A 15127-nucleotide genomic window follows, 5' to 3' on the forward strand; every position below is an offset into this window, starting at 1 on the left:
GATGTCGTACGATTCATCGAACCCCGAGCCGCTTGTGTCGCCCCATTCGCTCCTCTCTCTCGCGCGGTCTCCTGGGGCATCCCGGGCCGGCGCCTGCGACGAGACGGCGGATGGGCAGGGTGGTTTTCCCGCGCAGGCCATCGCCCGGCTGCGTCGGGCCGGGCATCTCGCCGCGCCCCTGCCCGAGGCGCTCGGCGGCGCCGGATTGTGCGAGCCCGCCCGCGTCGATGCCCTGCGGGCGCTGCTGACGGAGATCGGCCGCGACGACCTCGCGGTCGGGCGTCTCTTTGAGGGGCACGTCAACGCACTGGCCCTGGTGCTGCGCTACGCCGACACCGCCGTCGCCGAGCGGCTCGCCCGCGATGCGGCGGAGGGCCAGCTCTTCGGCGTCTGGAACACCGAGCCGGCCGAGGGCGGCCTCGTCCTCGACGGTGCGGACGGCCTCGAGGGCGTGAAGACCTACGCCTCGGGGGCGGGCTTCGTCACCCGCCCGCTCGTGACGGCGCGGATCGCCGACGGCCGCCGGCTGATGCTGGTGTTGCGCCTCGAACCCGGCGAACGGGCCGACCTGTCGGACTGGCGCGTTCACGGCATGCGCACGACCGCGACCGGTACGGTGGATTTTTCCGGGCTCGGCCTGCGCGACGGCGAGGTGATCGGCTCGCCGGACGACTATTGGCGCCAGCCCTTCTTCTTCGCCGGGGCGTGGCGCTTCCTGGCGGTCCAGCTCGGCGGGATCGAGGCGGTGATCGAGACCCACCGGGCGCATCTCGCCGCCACCGGCCGGGCCGATGACCCGCACCAGCAGGCGCGGTTCGGGCGGGCCATGGTCGCGGCCGAGACGAGCCGCCTGATCGTCGCCCGCGCCGCCCGCCTCGCCGCCGCGGAAGCCGACCACCCCGAGCGGGTCATCGCCTACGTCAACCTCGCCCGCGCCGCGGTCGAACAGGCCGGCCTCGACGTGATCACCCTGGCGCAGCGTTCGATCGGGCTCGCGGGTTTCCTGGAGGGCCACCCCCTGGAGCGCCTGATGCGCGACCTCGCCACCTATCTGCGCCAGCCGGCCCCGGATTTCGCCTTGACCGGCATGGCCGCGCACGCCCTGGCGGCCGACGAGCCGCCCCACGCCCTGTGGCCCGACGAGGCCGCCCCGCGCGCTGCGGAGCGTGTGGGATGAGCGGCCGTCGGACGGAGACGCTGCCGGAGCGCTACTTTTCGGAGATCTACGCCTCCGACCCCGATCCCTGGGGCTTCACCTCCAGCGCCTACGAGGCGGAGAAATACGCCGCGACGCTGCAGGCCCTGCCGCGGGTGCGCTACGACCGGGCCCTCGAAGTCGGCTGCTCCATCGGCGTCTTCACGCGGGCGCTCGCCCCCCGCTGCGGGGCGCTGACCGCCCTCGACGTCGCGCAGGCCGCCCTCGACGCCGCTCAGGGGCGTTGCGCGGAATACCCGCAGGTCGGCTTCGTCCGCGGCGCGGTGCCGGAGGTCTGGCCGGAGGGCCGGTTCGACCTCATCGTCTTCGGCGAGATGCTCTACTTCCTCAGCACGGACGATCTGGCCCGGCTCGTCGCACGGGTGGAGGCGAGTCTGGCGCCGGGGGGCGACTGCGTCCTCGTGCATTGGCTCGGCGAGACCGATTATCCCCTCTCCGGCGACGCGGCGGCGGAGGGCTTCATCGCGGGCGCAGCGCCGTTCTGCCGGGTGCTGTCCGGCACGCGCACGGATGCCTACCGCCTCGATGTGCTGCGGCGAGCGGACGGTCTATGACGAACGCGATGACGGCGCGTGGAGAAAGTGCCGTCCCGCGACACCCGCTCTGGGTGCGCCTGACCCATTGGGTGAACACCGGCGCCTTCCTGGCGCTCCTCGTCAGCGGACTCGCTATCCTGCTCGCCCTGCCCCGGCTGTTCTGGGGCGAGACCGGGGCCAACGACGCCCCGGCCTGGATCGTCCTGCCGCTGCCGGTGAACCTCGAACAGACCGGCTGGGGCCGCAATCTCCACTTCCTCGCCGCCTGGATCTTCGTGCTCAACGGCGCGCTCTACGGGCTCGTCGCCCTGGCGAGCGGGCATTTCTTGCGCCGCCTGACCCCCGAGCGCGACCAGCTCCACCCCCGGCACATCGCGGCCGACATCCGCGCGCATCTCCGGCTCACCGGCTCGGGTGCAACTGGCGCACACCGCTACAACGTGCTGCAAAAACTCGCCTATCTCGCCGTCATCCTCGTGCTGGCGCCGGTGATGCTGCTCTCGGGCCTCACCATGTCGCCCGGCGTCACGGCGGCCTACCCGGAGCTGTTCACCCTGTTCGGCGGGCGGCAATCGGCGCGCACAATCCATTTCCTGTCGGCGGTTTTGTTCGTCGGCTTCCTCCTCATCCACATCTGGCAGGTGCTCGCCAACGGGCCGCTCGACCTGATGCGGGGCATGATCACCGGGCGCTCCACCCGGCCGAAATCCCCGTCGACACCGTCAGAGGAGGACCCGCGATGAGCGATCTCACCCGCCGCAGGCTGATGCTCGGCTCCTCAGCTCTCGGGATCGGCGGCCTTCTCGGCGGCTGCGAGCTGATCGAGAGCGGACCGCGTCGATCAGGCCTCTACGGGTTGAGCGACACCCTGACGCTGGCTACCCAGCGCTTCCTCCTGCGCGACCAGCCACTGGTGCGGGAGTTCGGGCCGGAGGCGATCTCGGCGGTGTTTCCCACCATCAACACCACCGATCCGGACAACCCCGATTACCGGCGCTCGAAGGCGGCCGGGTTCTCCGATTGGCGCCTGCCGGTGAGCGGCCTCGTCGAGCGGCCCGCCGCCTTCACGTTGGCCGAACTGAGGGCGATGCCGGCCCGCACCCAGGTGACGCTGCATAGTTGCGAGCAGGGCTGGTCGGCCATCGGCGGCTGGACCGGCGTGCCGCTCTCCCACGTTCTGGCGAGCCTCGGGCTCAAACCCGAGGCGCGCTTCATCGTGATCCGCACGGTGGACGGCTGGTGGGACAGCTACGACCTGTTCGACGCCCTGCACCCGCAGACGATCCTGGCCTACGGCATGAACGGCGGCGACCTGCCCGTGGCCCATGGCGCGCCGGTGCGCCTGCGGGTCGAGCGCCAACTCGGCTACAAGTCGCTGAAATACCTCGCCAGCATCGAGGCCACCGACCGGGTGGACGGGCTCGGCCAGGGCCGGGGCAGCATGGTCTCGGAGATGGGGTTTTCTTGGTACGCGGGGATCTGATGCGGTTTCCGCTTGATCAAAGCGGGAACCGTATCGGTCAGCCCGCGCGGCGCTTGAGGAGGGCACCCATCGCGCCAGCGCGATGGGATCCCACCGAAGCCCAAATCCGCCATCCCGAAGGAATCAACCGGATTTGGTATGAGAGGTCGGCTCAGCCGATCAGCGGCGTGCAGACCGCCCGCCCCTGCCCCGGCAGCGGCACCACCGCGACCTCGACCCCGTAGAGCAGCCGCAGGGTCTCCGGCGTCACCGTCTCCGCCGGAGGGCCCAAAGCGACGAGGCGCCCGCCATGCAGCAGCGCCACCCGGTCGGCGCAGAGGAAGGCGTGGCCGGGATCGTGCGTCGAGAGCACCACGGCGATGCCGGCGGCCGAGAGGCGCCGCACCTGGGTCAGCACCCGCGCTTGGTTGCCGAAATCGAGGCTCGCCGTCGGCTCGTCCATCACGAGGAGCCGCGGCTCGCCGGCCAGGGCGCGGGCGATCAGCGCGAGTTGGCGCTCGCCGCCGCTGATCTCGGTGTAGATCCGCTCGGCCAAGTGGCCGATGCCCAGCGTCGCCAGCGCCCGCTCGGCCGCCGCGCGGTCGGCCGGGCCGGGGCTGGCAAAAGCGGAAAGCCGGCTCGCGCGGCCCATCAGCACCACCTCCCGCACGGTGAAGGGGAAGAAGGCGGCATGCGCCTGCGGCACGTAGGCGATTCGTTTTGCAACTTCGCGGCGTGGTAACGCCGACAGGTCGGTGCCGTCCAAGAGGACGCGGCCGGCGAGCGGGCGCAGCAGCCCGAGCAGGGTCTTGAACAGCGTGGTCTTGCCGCCGCCGTTCGGCCCGAGCAGGCAGAGCGCCTCGCTGTCCCGAAGCGTCAGGCTGACGCCGGAGCCGACCACGCGGGTGCCGTAGCCGAAGGCGAGATCCTGAACCTCCAGGATCATGCCCAGCCCCGCTTTCCCGCAGCCAGCAGCCAGAGGAAGAACGGCGCGCCGACGAGCGCCGTGAGGATGCCGAGCGGCACCTCGATGGTGGCCACCGTGCGGGCCAGGAGATCGACCGCGGTGAGGTAGCCCGCCCCGAGCAGCATCGAGGCCGGCAGCAGGCGGCGGAAATCCGGCCCGACCAGCAGCCGGGCGATATGCGGCACGATCAGCCCGATCCAGCCGATGACGCCCGTCACCGAGACCGCGGCGGCGGTCACCAGCGTCGCGCCCGCCACCAGGAGCGGGCGGAGCCGGCGCGTCTCGACGCCCAGCGCCCGGGCCTCCTCGTCGCCGAGGCTCATCAGGTTCACGCGCCAGCGCAGCAGCACCAGGGGAGCGAGACCGAGGGCCATCGCCGGCAGGATCGCGGCGATGTCGCCCGCAGTGACCGAGGCGAGGCTGCCGAGCAGCCAGAAGGTGATGGCGGGGAGTTGGTTGTAGGGGTCGGCGAGCACCTTGAGCAGCGAGATCCCGGCCCCGAGCAGCGCCCCCACGGCGACGCCCGCGAGCACCAGCGTCAGCACCGGGTCGTGTCGGCGCACTGCCAGCCCGACGGCGTAGACGGCGCCGACCGCAGCGAGCCCTCCGGCGAAGGCGAGCCCCTGGATCGCCGCCACCGGCAGGGCGAGCACGATGCCGAGCACCGCGCCGAGGCTCGCGCCCGCCGAAACCCCGAGGATGTCCGGCGAGACCAGGGGATTGCGAAACAGCCCTTGATAGGTCGCCCCCGCCGCCGCGAGCCCGGCTCCGACCACGAGCGCCCCGAACACCCGCGGCAGGCGCACGTTCAGCACCACGGTCTGCGCGGCGGGATCGAGAGCGGGCGCTTGGCCAAACAGCTTGGCAACGAGCACCCCGAACACGTCGGCGAGCGGCACGGGGTAGCGGCCGATGCCGAGTGAAACCAAGACGAGGAGGATCAGCGCGACCGGAGCCAGGACCGCCAGCGGCAGGAGGCGCCACCGCGCGGGTCGGGCCTGAGCGGCGCTCGCGGCCTCGCTCACCGGGTCGGCCCCGGTCCGGCGGCGTCGCGCAGGAGGCGGTCGAGCTGCTCGGGCGTGAGTTCGACCCGGTAGAAGCGCTTGTAGAAGTCGCGCACGGCGTCGCCGAGCGTCTGCGGGAACTGCTCGGGAAAGAACAGGCCGGGCGAGCCAGCGCAGGCCGATCAGGCGGTTGACCCCCGGCGGGGCATCGACCCAGCCGAAGGGCAGCGTCGGCACCGCGTGGACGCGTCCCTCCCGCACCGCCTTCAGCCCGTTCCAGAGCGGGTCGGCGGCGGCGAGCTTCGGGAAATCGGGATCGAGGGCGATGATCACGTCCGGGTTCCAGACCAGCACCTGCTCGGGCGAGACGGCCGCGAGCCCGCCGGCACCCGCTCCGGCCACGTTGCGGCCGCCCGCCGCCTCGATGATCTCGGTGTTGATCGAGCCGGACAGGCCCGTCTCCAGCCCGCGGGGGCCGCGGCCGTAATAGACGCGCGGGCGCTTCTCCTCCGGCACCGCGGCCACCGCCTCGGCCACCCCCTTCAGGATCGTCTCCGACGCCGCGGCGAGCGCTTCGCCGGCCTCCGGCGTGCCGATGAGCTGGCCCAGCGTCCGGTAGGTCTCGGGTGTCGTGCTGAAACGCCCGTCGAGCAGCACGTAGGGGATGCCGGTCTGCGCTTGCACCCGGTCGGCGAGGGAGGCGTAGGTCGCCGCCGTGCTGCCGACATCGACGATGAGGTCCGGCTTGAGCGCCAGCACGGCCTCGACATTGGCGCTGCCGCCCCGCCCCGTCAGCCGCCCGGTGGCGGGCAGATCGCGCAGCGCCGGGGCGAGATACGCGCGCTCCTCCGGGCTCGGCGCCCGCGGCCAGCCGATCATCTTGTCGGGCGCCAGGGTGGAGAGCAGCACCGCCGCGGGCGGGCCGGCGGCGAGCACCCGGAGCACCCGCTCCGGCACCTCGACCCGGCGCCCCGCGGCGTCGGTGAAGGGCCGGGCCGCCGCGGGGCAGGACCACAGCAGGGCCGGCCACAGGCAGGCGAGCGCGAGAAGGCAGCGGAGCAGCGGCATCGGGGAAGGGCGTCTCCCGTGATCGGATGCTACCTATAGCGGCTTCCGCCCCGGTTGGCGCCGCGCCCGAACCGCGCCGGCCCTGCCGGGTTGGCCGAAATACCGGCATCTGTCCCGACTTGCCCATCGACCGCGCGCGAGTGTCCTCGAACCCATGTCCGATCCCGCCGTCAGCCACCGCCACATCGACCTCCGCGGTCTGCGCCTGCATGTCGCCGAGGCGGGGCCGGCGGATGGGGTGCCGACGATCCTGCTGCACGGCTTTCCGGAATTCTGGTTCGGCTGGCGGCATCAGATCGGGCCGCTCGCAGGCAGCGGCCTGCGCCTCCTCATCCCCGATCAGCGCGGCTACGGCCTGAGCGACCGCCCCAAAGGCATCGCCGCCTACCACCTCGACCGGCTCGCCCAGGACGTGATCGCGCTCGCCGATGCCTGCGGGCTCGCGCGGTTCAACCTCGTCGGGCACGATTGGGGCGGGCTCGTCGCGTTCTGGGTCGCGAGCTTTCACCCCGAGCGGGTCGAGCGGCTCGCCGCGCTGAACGCCTGCCATCCCGGCGTGTTCGGCCCCTATCTCCGGCGCCATCCGGGGCAGGCCTTGCGCAGCGCCTATGCCGGCTTCTTCCAACTCCCCCTGCTGCCCGAACGGCTGCTGACGGCGCGGGAGGGCCGCCTGCTGCGGGCCCTGATGCGCCGGTCGAGCGCGCCCGGCAGCTTCACCGAGGCCGATCTCGACGTCTACGCGCGCGAATGGCTGCGCCCCGGCGCGGTCACCGCGATGCTGAACTGGTATCGGGCGCTCGCTCAGCTGCCCCGCGAGCGGCACCCGCCGAAGATCGTCGCGCCGACGCTAATTCTGTGGGGCGAGCGCGATCAGGCGCTCCAGACGGGCCTTGCCGAGGCGAGCCTGGACCTGTGCGAGCGGGGCCGCCTGCAGCGTTTTCCGCAGGCGACCCACTGGGTGCAGCACGACGCGCCGGAGGCGGTCAACGCCGCGCTGATCGACTTTCTGGGACGGTCGTAGACAACCATAAAAGAATGCCGGGGCAGAGCCCCGGCATTCCGCCAAAGGGATGATCCCTTTGGAATCCCGCTGATCAGCGGCCGCTCATGCCGGCGCCGCCCTCGGTGCCGCCGCGCGAGCCGGATTGCATCCCGCCGCGCTGCTCGCTGCCGCGGTTGCCGCCGGTGTTGCCCATGCCGCCGCCCTGCTCGGAGGCGTTGCGGACGCCGCCGCGCTCGTTGCCCTCGCCGCGCATGCCGACATTGCGCGCGCCCTCGCCGCCCCGGCCCTGCTCCATCGAGCGACCGCCGCGTTCAGCCCCGCGCTCGGCCCCACGCGCCTGATCCGAGGCACGCATCTCGTTGCGCTCGCTGTCGCGGGTCTCGCTGCTGCGGCTGCGCAGATCGGTGCGGGTCTCCGACCCACGGACCTCGTTGCGCTCGCGGAAGCCCGCATTGACCGTGCCGCCGCGCCGCTCGGTGGTCGAGACGGTGGTGGAGAGGCGGCGGTACTCGGGCGAGCCGTACATGACGCGCTGGCCGCGGATCGTCACGTAGCGGCGCGTCTCGCCGACGCTGACGAGGCGGCGATATTCCGGCGAGCCGTAGATCACGCGCTGGCCGCGGATGGTGACGTAGCGGCGCGGGCCGGTGCTGCGGCGCTCGGTGACGATCAGGCGGCGATACTCGGGCGAACCGTACACGATCCGTCGGCCGCCGACGAACACGTACCGACCTTCGCGGCGATAGCCGCCATCGACGGTGGTGGAGCGCACATCGGTGCGGCTGCTGACATGAGTCCGGTCGTGCGTGCGATCCTGGAACCGGTCGCTCCGCTCGGCGCGGGCGTTGCTGCGGACCGTGTCGCTCCGCTCATCGCGCTCGGCCGTATCGCGGCCGGCGCGACCGGTCATGCCGCGCTCCGAACCGCGCTCGCCGCGCGCCATGTCACCGCGATCCGCCCCGCCCCGGCCGGCTTCGCCGCCGTCCCGGCCGTCCCGGGCGGCGCTGCGCTCACCGCCCATGGCGTTTCCACCCGAGCGCGCCTCGCTGCCCTTGGTGCCCATGCCGCCGCGCTCGCCGCCCGACATCCCGCGTCTGCCCGCCGGACTGCTCCGCACCGGCCCGCATGCCGCCGCGCTCGGACCCACCGGTCGCGGCGCTTTGAGCGTAGACCGACGTGCTCATCAGCAACGCGGCAAGACCCATCGCAATCGTCTTCATGGCGTATCCTCCGAAACTTTAGACGCTCGAAACGTCGCAAATGACAAAAGGGTTCTGCGAAAAGATGCCTGATCGGAAAAAGTCCGATGGGTCGCGTGTGGATTGCTTTATGTGAACAAGCTTGGCCATTTGGCGTGGATGACGTCTTGCGTGTTCTAGAGGCGTCTTCGCCGATTGGCTCTGAAGCCGGGCTCGATCTGCGCATCGACGCGAGCGACGACCTGGATCGACCTCTTGGTGTGGCCCGATCAAACCGCCCGCTTGGGTTTGGCCATCCACTCGCGCCCCTTGAGCATGCCGTGCCAGTAGAGGGGCGGGAGCAGGCGCTCCTTGAGCAGCCACGCGGCCCGGTTCGGCTTCGTGCCGTCGAGGAGCCAGGACGGGAAGCTGGGAAGAAGCTTGCCGCCATAGCCGAACTCGGCAAGCAGGATCTTGCCGCGCTCGACGGTGAGCGGGCACGAGCCGTAGCCGTCGTAGACGGCATCCGGCCCCTCGATGAAGCCCATGTCGCGCAGCAGGTTGTGCGCCACCACCGGCGCCTGCTTGCGCGCCGCGGCGGCGGTCTTGGCGTTCGGCGCGCTGCAAGCGTCGCCCAGCCCGTAGACGTCGGCGAAGCGCGTGTGGCGCAGACTCGCCGGGTCCACCTCGACCCAACCGTTCGGATCCGCCAGGGGAGATTCCCTGACGAAATCGGGGGCCTGCTGGGGCGGAACGACATGGATCATGTCGAACGCGGTCTCGACCGTCGATTGGGTCCCGTCCTCGGCCGTGCGGGTGAACCACGCGCGCTTGGCCGAGCCGTCGATGCGCGTGAGGTTGTGACGGAAGTGCAGCTTCGCGTCGTAGCGCCGGACGTACTCCATCAGGGGCGGCACGTATTCCTTCACGCCGAACAGGCTCGGGGTCGCCGTGAAGAGGTCGATCCCGATCTGCTTCAGGCGGCCCGCGCGCCGCCAATGGTCGGCGGAGAGATACATCGCCTTCTGCGGGGCGCCCGCGCACTTGATCGGCATGGGGGGCTGGGTGAACACGGCCCGACCTCCGCCGAGGTTCCGGACCAGCTCCCAGGTATAGGGCGCGAGGTCGAAGCGGTAGTTCGAGGTGACCCCGTTCCGGCCGAGCGTTTCGACCAGCCCCTCGATGCCGCCCCAGTCGAGCTTGAGCCCGGGGGCGACGACGAGGCGGTCGTAGCCGATGGTCCGGCCGTCCTCCAGTATCACGGCCTTCCTCTGGGGCTCGAAGGCGACAACGGCGGCCTTGATCCACGTCACGCCGTCCGGGATCAGGGACGCCATGGTCCGGGCGGTCACCGCCGGGTCGAACACGCCGGCGCCCACCAGCGTCCAGCCGGGCTGATAGTAGTGGATGTCGGCCGGATCGATCACGGCGACCTCCAGGTCGGGCTTGCGCGCCTTCAGGCTTGAGGCCGCCGCGAGGCCGGCCGCGCCGCCGCCGACGATGAGAACCGCGAACCGTTGCTCGGTTCCCAAGGGCGCCGCGCCAGCCTGCGCCGCGCCGGCCTGCGCCGCCATCCGGGGTGCGGCGCCTCTCAGGTCGTAGCCCGCGGCCTTCGTGGCAGCCAGGACCTCCGCCACGGCGCGGCCCCGCCGTGCCTCCGCGAGCGACCACAGCGTCGCCGAGCGCGTGCCGGTGCCGCAATAGGCAAGGGTCGGCTTCGGCAGGGTGTCCGCCGCCGCCTCGAAGGCCGCGACGTCCGCGTCGGTGATACGGCCCAACGTGACCGGCAGGTAGCGGGCGACGAGGCCGCCCTCCCCGGCCAGCCGCTCGATCTCACGAAAATTCGGCTGGTCGGGGGCCTCGGCGTCGGGGCGGTTGCAGAGGATCGACCGGAACCCGGCGGACGCGACCGCCGGGATGTCGTCAGGCCGGATCTGCGGTGCGACGGCCAAGTCGCGCGTGATGTGATGGACGTCCACCGACGGCTCCGTCGCTATATAAAATTGCATATTGACTTAATCACTCGGAGCATATCGAATATTGACAGAGGTACAATACCGGCACTACCTGCCTCTGTGCCGGCGAAAAGCCTGGAGCATCGATATATGATTTCACATATTGAAAGGCCCGATCCGGCGACTGAGCGGCCGGCTTGCCCCCCGGTGATGGGCGATCCCGCTCCGGGCTTCCGCGCGCGCACGACGATGGGCGAGCGGACGCTTGAGGATTACCGCGGTCGCTGGCTGGTCCTGTTCTCCCATCCGGCGGACTTCACGCCGGTCTGCACGAGCGAATTCCTCGCCTTCTCGCGCGCCCATCCCCGGTTCCAGATGCTGGATTGCGACCTGCTCGGCCTCTCGGTCGACAGCCTGTCGTCGCACCTCGCCTGGGCGCACAACATCGAGGAGCGCTTCGGCGTCCGCGTTCCGTTCCCGATGCTGGAGGATCCCTCCATGGCCATCGCCCGCGCCTACGGCATGCTGCCGCCGGGCGCCGTGTCGAGCGCGACCGTAAGGACCACCTTCGTCATCGATCCGGACGGGATCATCCGGGCCACCACCACCTACCCGATGACGGTCGGGCGCAGCGTCGAGGAGATCCTGCGCCTCGTGGCCGCGCTTCAGGTCACCGACGAGGCGGACGTCGTCACGCCGGAGGCTTGGCGGCCGGGCGACCCGATCCTCGTCGCGCCGCCGCTGACGTTCCACGGAGCCGCCGCCCGTCCGGAGGGCGAGGCCGGCGACTGGTACTTTCGAACGGGAACCTTGTGACCATGACGGAGACGGACGGCCCGCACCCCATCGTCCGGGGCTTCTACGAGCGGCGCACGGGCAGCATCCAGTACGTGGTCTCGTGCCCGCGGACGAAGCGCTGCGCCATCATCGATCCCGTGCTCGACTTCGACGAGAAGTCGGGGGCGACCGCGACGCGCTGCGCCGACGAGATCCTGGACTACGTGCGCGCGGCCGGGCTCTCGGTCGAATGGATCCTAGATACGCACCCGCATGCCGACCACTTCTCGGCCGCTCAATACCTGAAGGAGCGCACCGGGGCCCCGACCGCCATCGGCGAGCGGGTCGTCGAGGTTCAGAGGCTCTGGAAGGCCCTCTACGGCTTCACGGACCTGCCGACCGAAGGCGCCCAATGGGACCGGACCTTCGCGGCGGGCGATGTCTTCTCGGTCGGCGAGGTGCCGGCCCGCATCCTGTTCTCGCCCGGCCACACGCTGGCCTCCGTCACCTACGTGATCGGCGACGCCGCCTTCGTGCACGACACCCTGTTCATGCCGGATTCGGGCACCGCGCGGGCCGACTTCCCCGGCGGTAGCGCCGTCGCGCTCTGGCGCTCGATCCAGGCCATCCTCGCGCTGCCGGACGCCACGCGCCTCTTCACCGGACATGATTACCAGCCGGGCGGTCGCGAACCGCGCTGGGAAAGCACCGTCGCCGAGCAGAAAGCCGCCAACACCCACATGGTCGCGGCGCGCAGCGAGGCGGAGTTCGTGCGCATCCGAGAGGCGCGCGACGCGACCCTGCCGATGCCCAAGCTCATCCTGCACGCGTTGCAGGTCAACATCCGCGGCGGCCGGCTGCCGGAGCCCGAGGCGAATGGCAGGCGCTATCTCAAGTTTCCGCTCAACGCCCTGGAAGGGGCGGTGTGGGAATGAGCCCGGCGGCCTCATTTCCCGAGGACAAGGCCCGGGAGGTGTCCGACCTCCTGAAGGTGTTCGCCCATCCCGGACGGTTGCGCCTCCTCAGCCGCTTGTTCGAAGGCGAGTGCTCCGTGGCCGAGATGGAGCGCGAACTCGGCATCCGCCAGCCGAGCCTCTCTCAGCATTTGGGCGAGTTGCGCGAGGCCGGGCTGGTCTCGACCCGCCGCGAGCACAAGACGGTCTTCTACACGCTGACGGCGCCCCGTGCGGTCGAGCTCGTCGAGATCCTGCACGCGATGTTCGGTTCGGAGGAGCCGCGCCGTCCCCGTCGCGGGAAGGTGAGCGGACGGGCCCGGAATGGCGGGGCGGCCATGTTCGCCCAGGCGGGGGTGGCGGCGACCGGCCGGAGCCAGGATCATCCGGAGCCAACCCCGCGATGAGCGTCGTGCTCGCCCTCCTGTCCGGCGGCTTCGTCGGGTTCAGCCTGGGGCTCATCGGCGGTGGGGGGTCGATCCTGGCAACCCCCCTCCTGCTCTACGTGGTGGGCGTGGGGCAGCCGCATGTCGCGATCGGGACGGGCGCGCTCGCGGTGGCGGTCAGCGCCATGGCGAACTTCACCGGCCATTGGCGGGCGGGCAACGTGCGCTGGGGCAACGCGCTGGTGTTCGCGGCCTTCGGTGTCGTCGGCGCCCTCGGTGGCTCGACGCTGGGTAAGGCCTTCGACGGCGAGCGTCTGCTCTTCCTGTTCGCCCTGCTCATGATCGCCGTCGGGCTGCTGATGCTGCGGTCCGGCGAGCGCAACGGCTCCGGGCGTGCTGCGGCCGGCGCGCCGTCCGCCCCCGCCTTCACGCCGAGATTGGCCGCGGTGGCGCTGGCCGTCGGCGGGGCGTCCGGGTTCTTCGGGATCGGCGGCGGCTTCCTGATCGTGCCGGGTCTCGTGTTCGCGACGGGGATGCCGATGATCAACGCCATCGGCTCCTCGCTCTTCGCGGTCGGCGCCTTCGGCCTTGCGACGGCGGCGAACTATGCCCTCTCGGGCCTGATCGATTGGCCGGTCGCGGCCCAGTACATCGTCGGCGGCCTCCTCGGCGGCTGGGTCGGCATGCGCCTCGCCTGCCGTCTCGCCGGACGGAAGGGCGCGCTCGACCGGATCTTCGCGTCCCTGATCTTCACAGTCGCCGCTTACATGCTCTACCGGACAAGCGCGGCCTTGACGTAACGACAGTCAGGGCCCGGCCAGAACCGAGCAGGCCGTCGCTCGAGCCGCCCTTGTGAGAGGGGCTCGCAGCCCTGCCATCCAGAGCAGCCTCACCCCTCGAAACCCTGCATCCGGTGGGCTCGGGCTTCGCGGTCAGCGCCACCCGCGATCGTCGTGCGCCCGACCCTGACCCAGCAAACCGGCGCGCAGGCCCTGCATTGGGGTGAGCCACGCCTGTGGGGCGGACCCATCATCGAGGCCGCGCCGCTCCCGGCTGATCTCGATCAATGCGGCCTTCAGCGTGATGCGCTTCCCTGCTGGGGCGTACTTTGCCGGTGTCTCCAATACAGGAGGTGTCGAGGATGTGCGCTGAGGGAGCCGTACTTCACTTCCGCCGATCGAGTTGCAGAGATGCCGGACATCTACCTCCCCAGCGCACTCGATCTCGCTCGGAGCCAATTCGCCTTTACGGTCGTCTGGCATTTCCTGTTTCCGGCTTTCACCATCGGGCTGGCCAGCTTCCTTGCGGTGCTCGAAGCCTTCTGGCTCACCACCGGACGCGCGGTCTATCTCGATTCTTACCGGTACTGGCTCAAGATCTTCGCCATCGCGTTCGCCATGGGCGTCGTCTCGGGGCTCGTCATGAGCTACCAGTTCGGCACCAACTGGTCGGTCTTCTCCGACAAGACGGCTCCGATTCTCGGTCCTCTCCTCGGCTACGAGGTTCTGACAGCCTTCTTCCTGGAGGCGGGTTTTCTCGGAGTGATGCTGTTCGGTCTGGAGCGCGTGGGCCGGCGCCTCCACTTCCTGGCCACCTGCCTCGTCGCGGTGGGCACGCTGACCTCGGCCTTCTGGATCCTGTCGGCCAATTCCTGGATGCAGACGCCGGCGGGCTACGTGCTCGACGCCAACGGCCATTTCGCGCCCCAGGATTGGTGGGCGGTGGTCTTCAACCCGTCCTTCCCGTTCCGTTTCGCCCACACCGTCACCGCCGCCTACCTCACCACCGCGATGATCGTCGGCGCGGTGGGGGCGTGGCATCTCCTGCGCGACCGCTCGAACCCGGCGCGCCCGCCTGATGTTCTCGATGGCGATGTGGATGGCGGCCATCGTCGCCCCCGTCCAACTCGTCCTGGGCGACCTACATGGGACCAACACCTACCACCATCAGCCCGCCAAGGTCGCGGCGATGGAAGGCCATTTCGACAGTGAGCGGCGCGCGCCCTCGATCCTGTTCGGCTGGCCGGACGCGCAGGCCGAGACGACGCGTTGGGCGATCGGCATCCCGGGGCTCGCGAGCCTGTATCTCGCCCACGACCTCAACGCCGAGGTGCGCGGGCTGAAGGCCCTGCCCCGCGACACCTGGCCGACCAACCTGCCCCTGGTGTTCTGGGCCTTCCGGGTCATGGTCGGGCTCGGCTTCCTGATGATCGCCTTGGGCGTGACCTCGCTCTATCTGCGTTGGAAGGAGCGGCTCTACACGTCGCGATGGCTGCACCGCTGCGCGGTCGCGATGGGCCCGTCCGGCCTCGTCGCCGTCACGGCAGGCTGGGTGGTGACGGAATCCGGGCGCCAGCCCTTCACGGTGTACGGGCTGCTGCGCACCGCCGACAGCGTCTCACCCATCGCCGCCCCCGCGGTCGCGACCTCGCTGGCCGCGTTCGCCGTGGTCTACTTCGTCGTGTTCGGGGCCGGCATCTGGTTCCTTCTGCACCTCTTCAATCAGCCACCGCGACCGCACGAGGCGGGTCTGCCCACCGGCCAGCCGGTGCGCACCGCCGGCATTACCCCGGCCCCGGCGCTCGCTGCCGGTCCGAATGCCCAGCCCGCTGAGTGAAGGAAG

The 15127-nt window shown here is 70.8% G+C and carries 12 protein-coding genes and 3 pseudogenes; 10 read left to right on the forward strand and 5 right to left on the reverse strand.

What is annotated here, in order from left to right:
* Window position 1: 1 nt before the first annotated feature.
* Genes M2437_RS13840 through M2437_RS13855 form a run of 4 tightly spaced genes read left to right on the forward strand, consistent with a single transcriptional unit; the run spans window position 2 to window position 3235 of the window.
* On the forward strand, window positions 2-1177 hold the full coding sequence (locus M2437_RS13840; protein WP_253387748.1) for an acyl-CoA dehydrogenase family protein: 1176 nt from the start codon (window positions 2-4) through the stop codon (window positions 1175-1177).
* Entirely contained in the window at window positions 1174-1770 is a 597-nt protein-coding gene (locus tag M2437_RS13845) for a class I SAM-dependent methyltransferase (protein ID WP_253387749.1), read from the forward strand. Before M2437_RS13840 ends, M2437_RS13845 begins: the two co-directional genes overlap by 4 nt.
* A complete protein-coding gene (locus tag M2437_RS13850) occupies window positions 1767-2495 on the forward strand; it encodes a cytochrome b/b6 domain-containing protein (RefSeq protein ID WP_253387750.1) in 729 nt (242 codons plus the stop codon). The genes M2437_RS13845 and M2437_RS13850 overlap by 4 nt, the downstream gene beginning before the upstream one ends.
* Window positions 2492-3235 carry a molybdopterin-dependent oxidoreductase gene (locus tag M2437_RS13855; RefSeq protein ID WP_253387751.1) on the forward strand — a complete coding sequence of 248 codons (744 nt, stop codon included), beginning with the start codon at window positions 2492-2494 and terminating at the stop codon, window positions 3233-3235. The genes M2437_RS13850 and M2437_RS13855 overlap by 4 nt, the downstream gene beginning before the upstream one ends.
* A gap of 151 nt (window positions 3236-3386) precedes the next feature.
* Here the strand turns inward: M2437_RS13855 and M2437_RS13860 are convergent, their stop codons facing one another.
* The 3 genes and pseudogenes from M2437_RS13860 to M2437_RS13870 all read right to left on the reverse strand — a co-directional run bounded on the left by M2437_RS13860 (window position 3387) and on the right by M2437_RS13870 (window position 6253).
* A complete protein-coding gene (locus M2437_RS13860; RefSeq protein ID WP_147019452.1) occupies window positions 3387-4160 on the reverse strand; it encodes an ABC transporter ATP-binding protein in 774 nt (257 codons plus the stop codon).
* Window positions 4157-5206, reverse strand: coding sequence for a FecCD family ABC transporter permease (locus M2437_RS13865; protein ID WP_253387752.1), 1050 nt, complete (start codon window positions 5204-5206; stop codon window positions 4157-4159). The genes M2437_RS13860 and M2437_RS13865 overlap by 4 nt, the downstream gene beginning before the upstream one ends.
* Window positions 5203-6253: pseudogene (locus tag M2437_RS13870) on the reverse strand (iron ABC transporter substrate-binding protein). The gene M2437_RS13865 and the pseudogene M2437_RS13870 overlap by 4 nt, the downstream one beginning before the upstream one ends.
* A gap of 154 nt (window positions 6254-6407) precedes the next feature.
* On the opposite strand from M2437_RS13870, the gene M2437_RS13875 reads away from it, so the two are divergent.
* Window positions 6408-7274, forward strand: a complete 867-nt coding sequence (locus M2437_RS13875; RefSeq protein WP_253387754.1) for an alpha/beta fold hydrolase — start codon at window positions 6408-6410, stop codon at window positions 7272-7274.
* Window positions 7275-7347: 73 nt separating this feature from the next.
* Here the strand turns inward: M2437_RS13875 and M2437_RS13880 are convergent.
* Window positions 7348-8476: pseudogene (locus M2437_RS13880) on the reverse strand (hypothetical protein).
* A gap of 248 nt (window positions 8477-8724) precedes the next feature.
* Window positions 8725-10413, reverse strand: a complete 1689-nt coding sequence (locus M2437_RS13885) for a bifunctional protein tyrosine phosphatase family protein/NAD(P)/FAD-dependent oxidoreductase (RefSeq protein WP_253387756.1) — start codon at window positions 10411-10413, stop codon at window positions 8725-8727.
* A 126-nt stretch (window positions 10414-10539) separates the two neighbouring features.
* On the opposite strand from M2437_RS13885, the gene M2437_RS13890 reads away from it, so the two are divergent.
* From M2437_RS13890 to M2437_RS13910, 5 genes and pseudogenes are all read left to right on the forward strand, one after another.
* Complete coding sequence (locus tag M2437_RS13890; RefSeq protein ID WP_373691132.1) at window positions 10540-11205, forward strand: peroxiredoxin; 666 nt, start codon at window positions 10540-10542, stop codon at window positions 11203-11205.
* 2 nt (window positions 11206-11207) lie between these two features.
* Window positions 11208-12101 carry an MBL fold metallo-hydrolase gene (locus M2437_RS13895; protein WP_253387758.1) on the forward strand — a complete coding sequence of 298 codons (894 nt, stop codon included), beginning with the start codon at window positions 11208-11210 and terminating at the stop codon, window positions 12099-12101.
* A 38-nt stretch (window positions 12102-12139) separates the two neighbouring features.
* The gene (locus tag M2437_RS13900) at window positions 12140-12526 is read left to right on the forward strand and encodes an ArsR/SmtB family transcription factor (protein WP_253387759.1); all 387 of its coding nucleotides are present in this window, start codon (window positions 12140-12142) and stop codon (window positions 12524-12526) included.
* On the forward strand, window positions 12523-13305 hold the full coding sequence (locus M2437_RS13905; protein ID WP_253387760.1) for a sulfite exporter TauE/SafE family protein: 783 nt from the start codon (window positions 12523-12525) through the stop codon (window positions 13303-13305). Before M2437_RS13900 ends, M2437_RS13905 begins: the two co-directional genes overlap by 4 nt.
* Window positions 13306-13695: 390 nt before the next feature.
* Window positions 13696-15121 (forward strand): annotated as a pseudogene (locus M2437_RS13910) (cytochrome ubiquinol oxidase subunit I).
* Window positions 15122-15127: the final 6 nt, after the last annotated feature.

The sequence above is a fragment of the Methylorubrum pseudosasae genome, assembly GCF_029504475.1.
Classification (GTDB): Bacteria; Pseudomonadota; Alphaproteobacteria; order Rhizobiales; family Beijerinckiaceae; genus Methylobacterium; species Methylobacterium extorquens.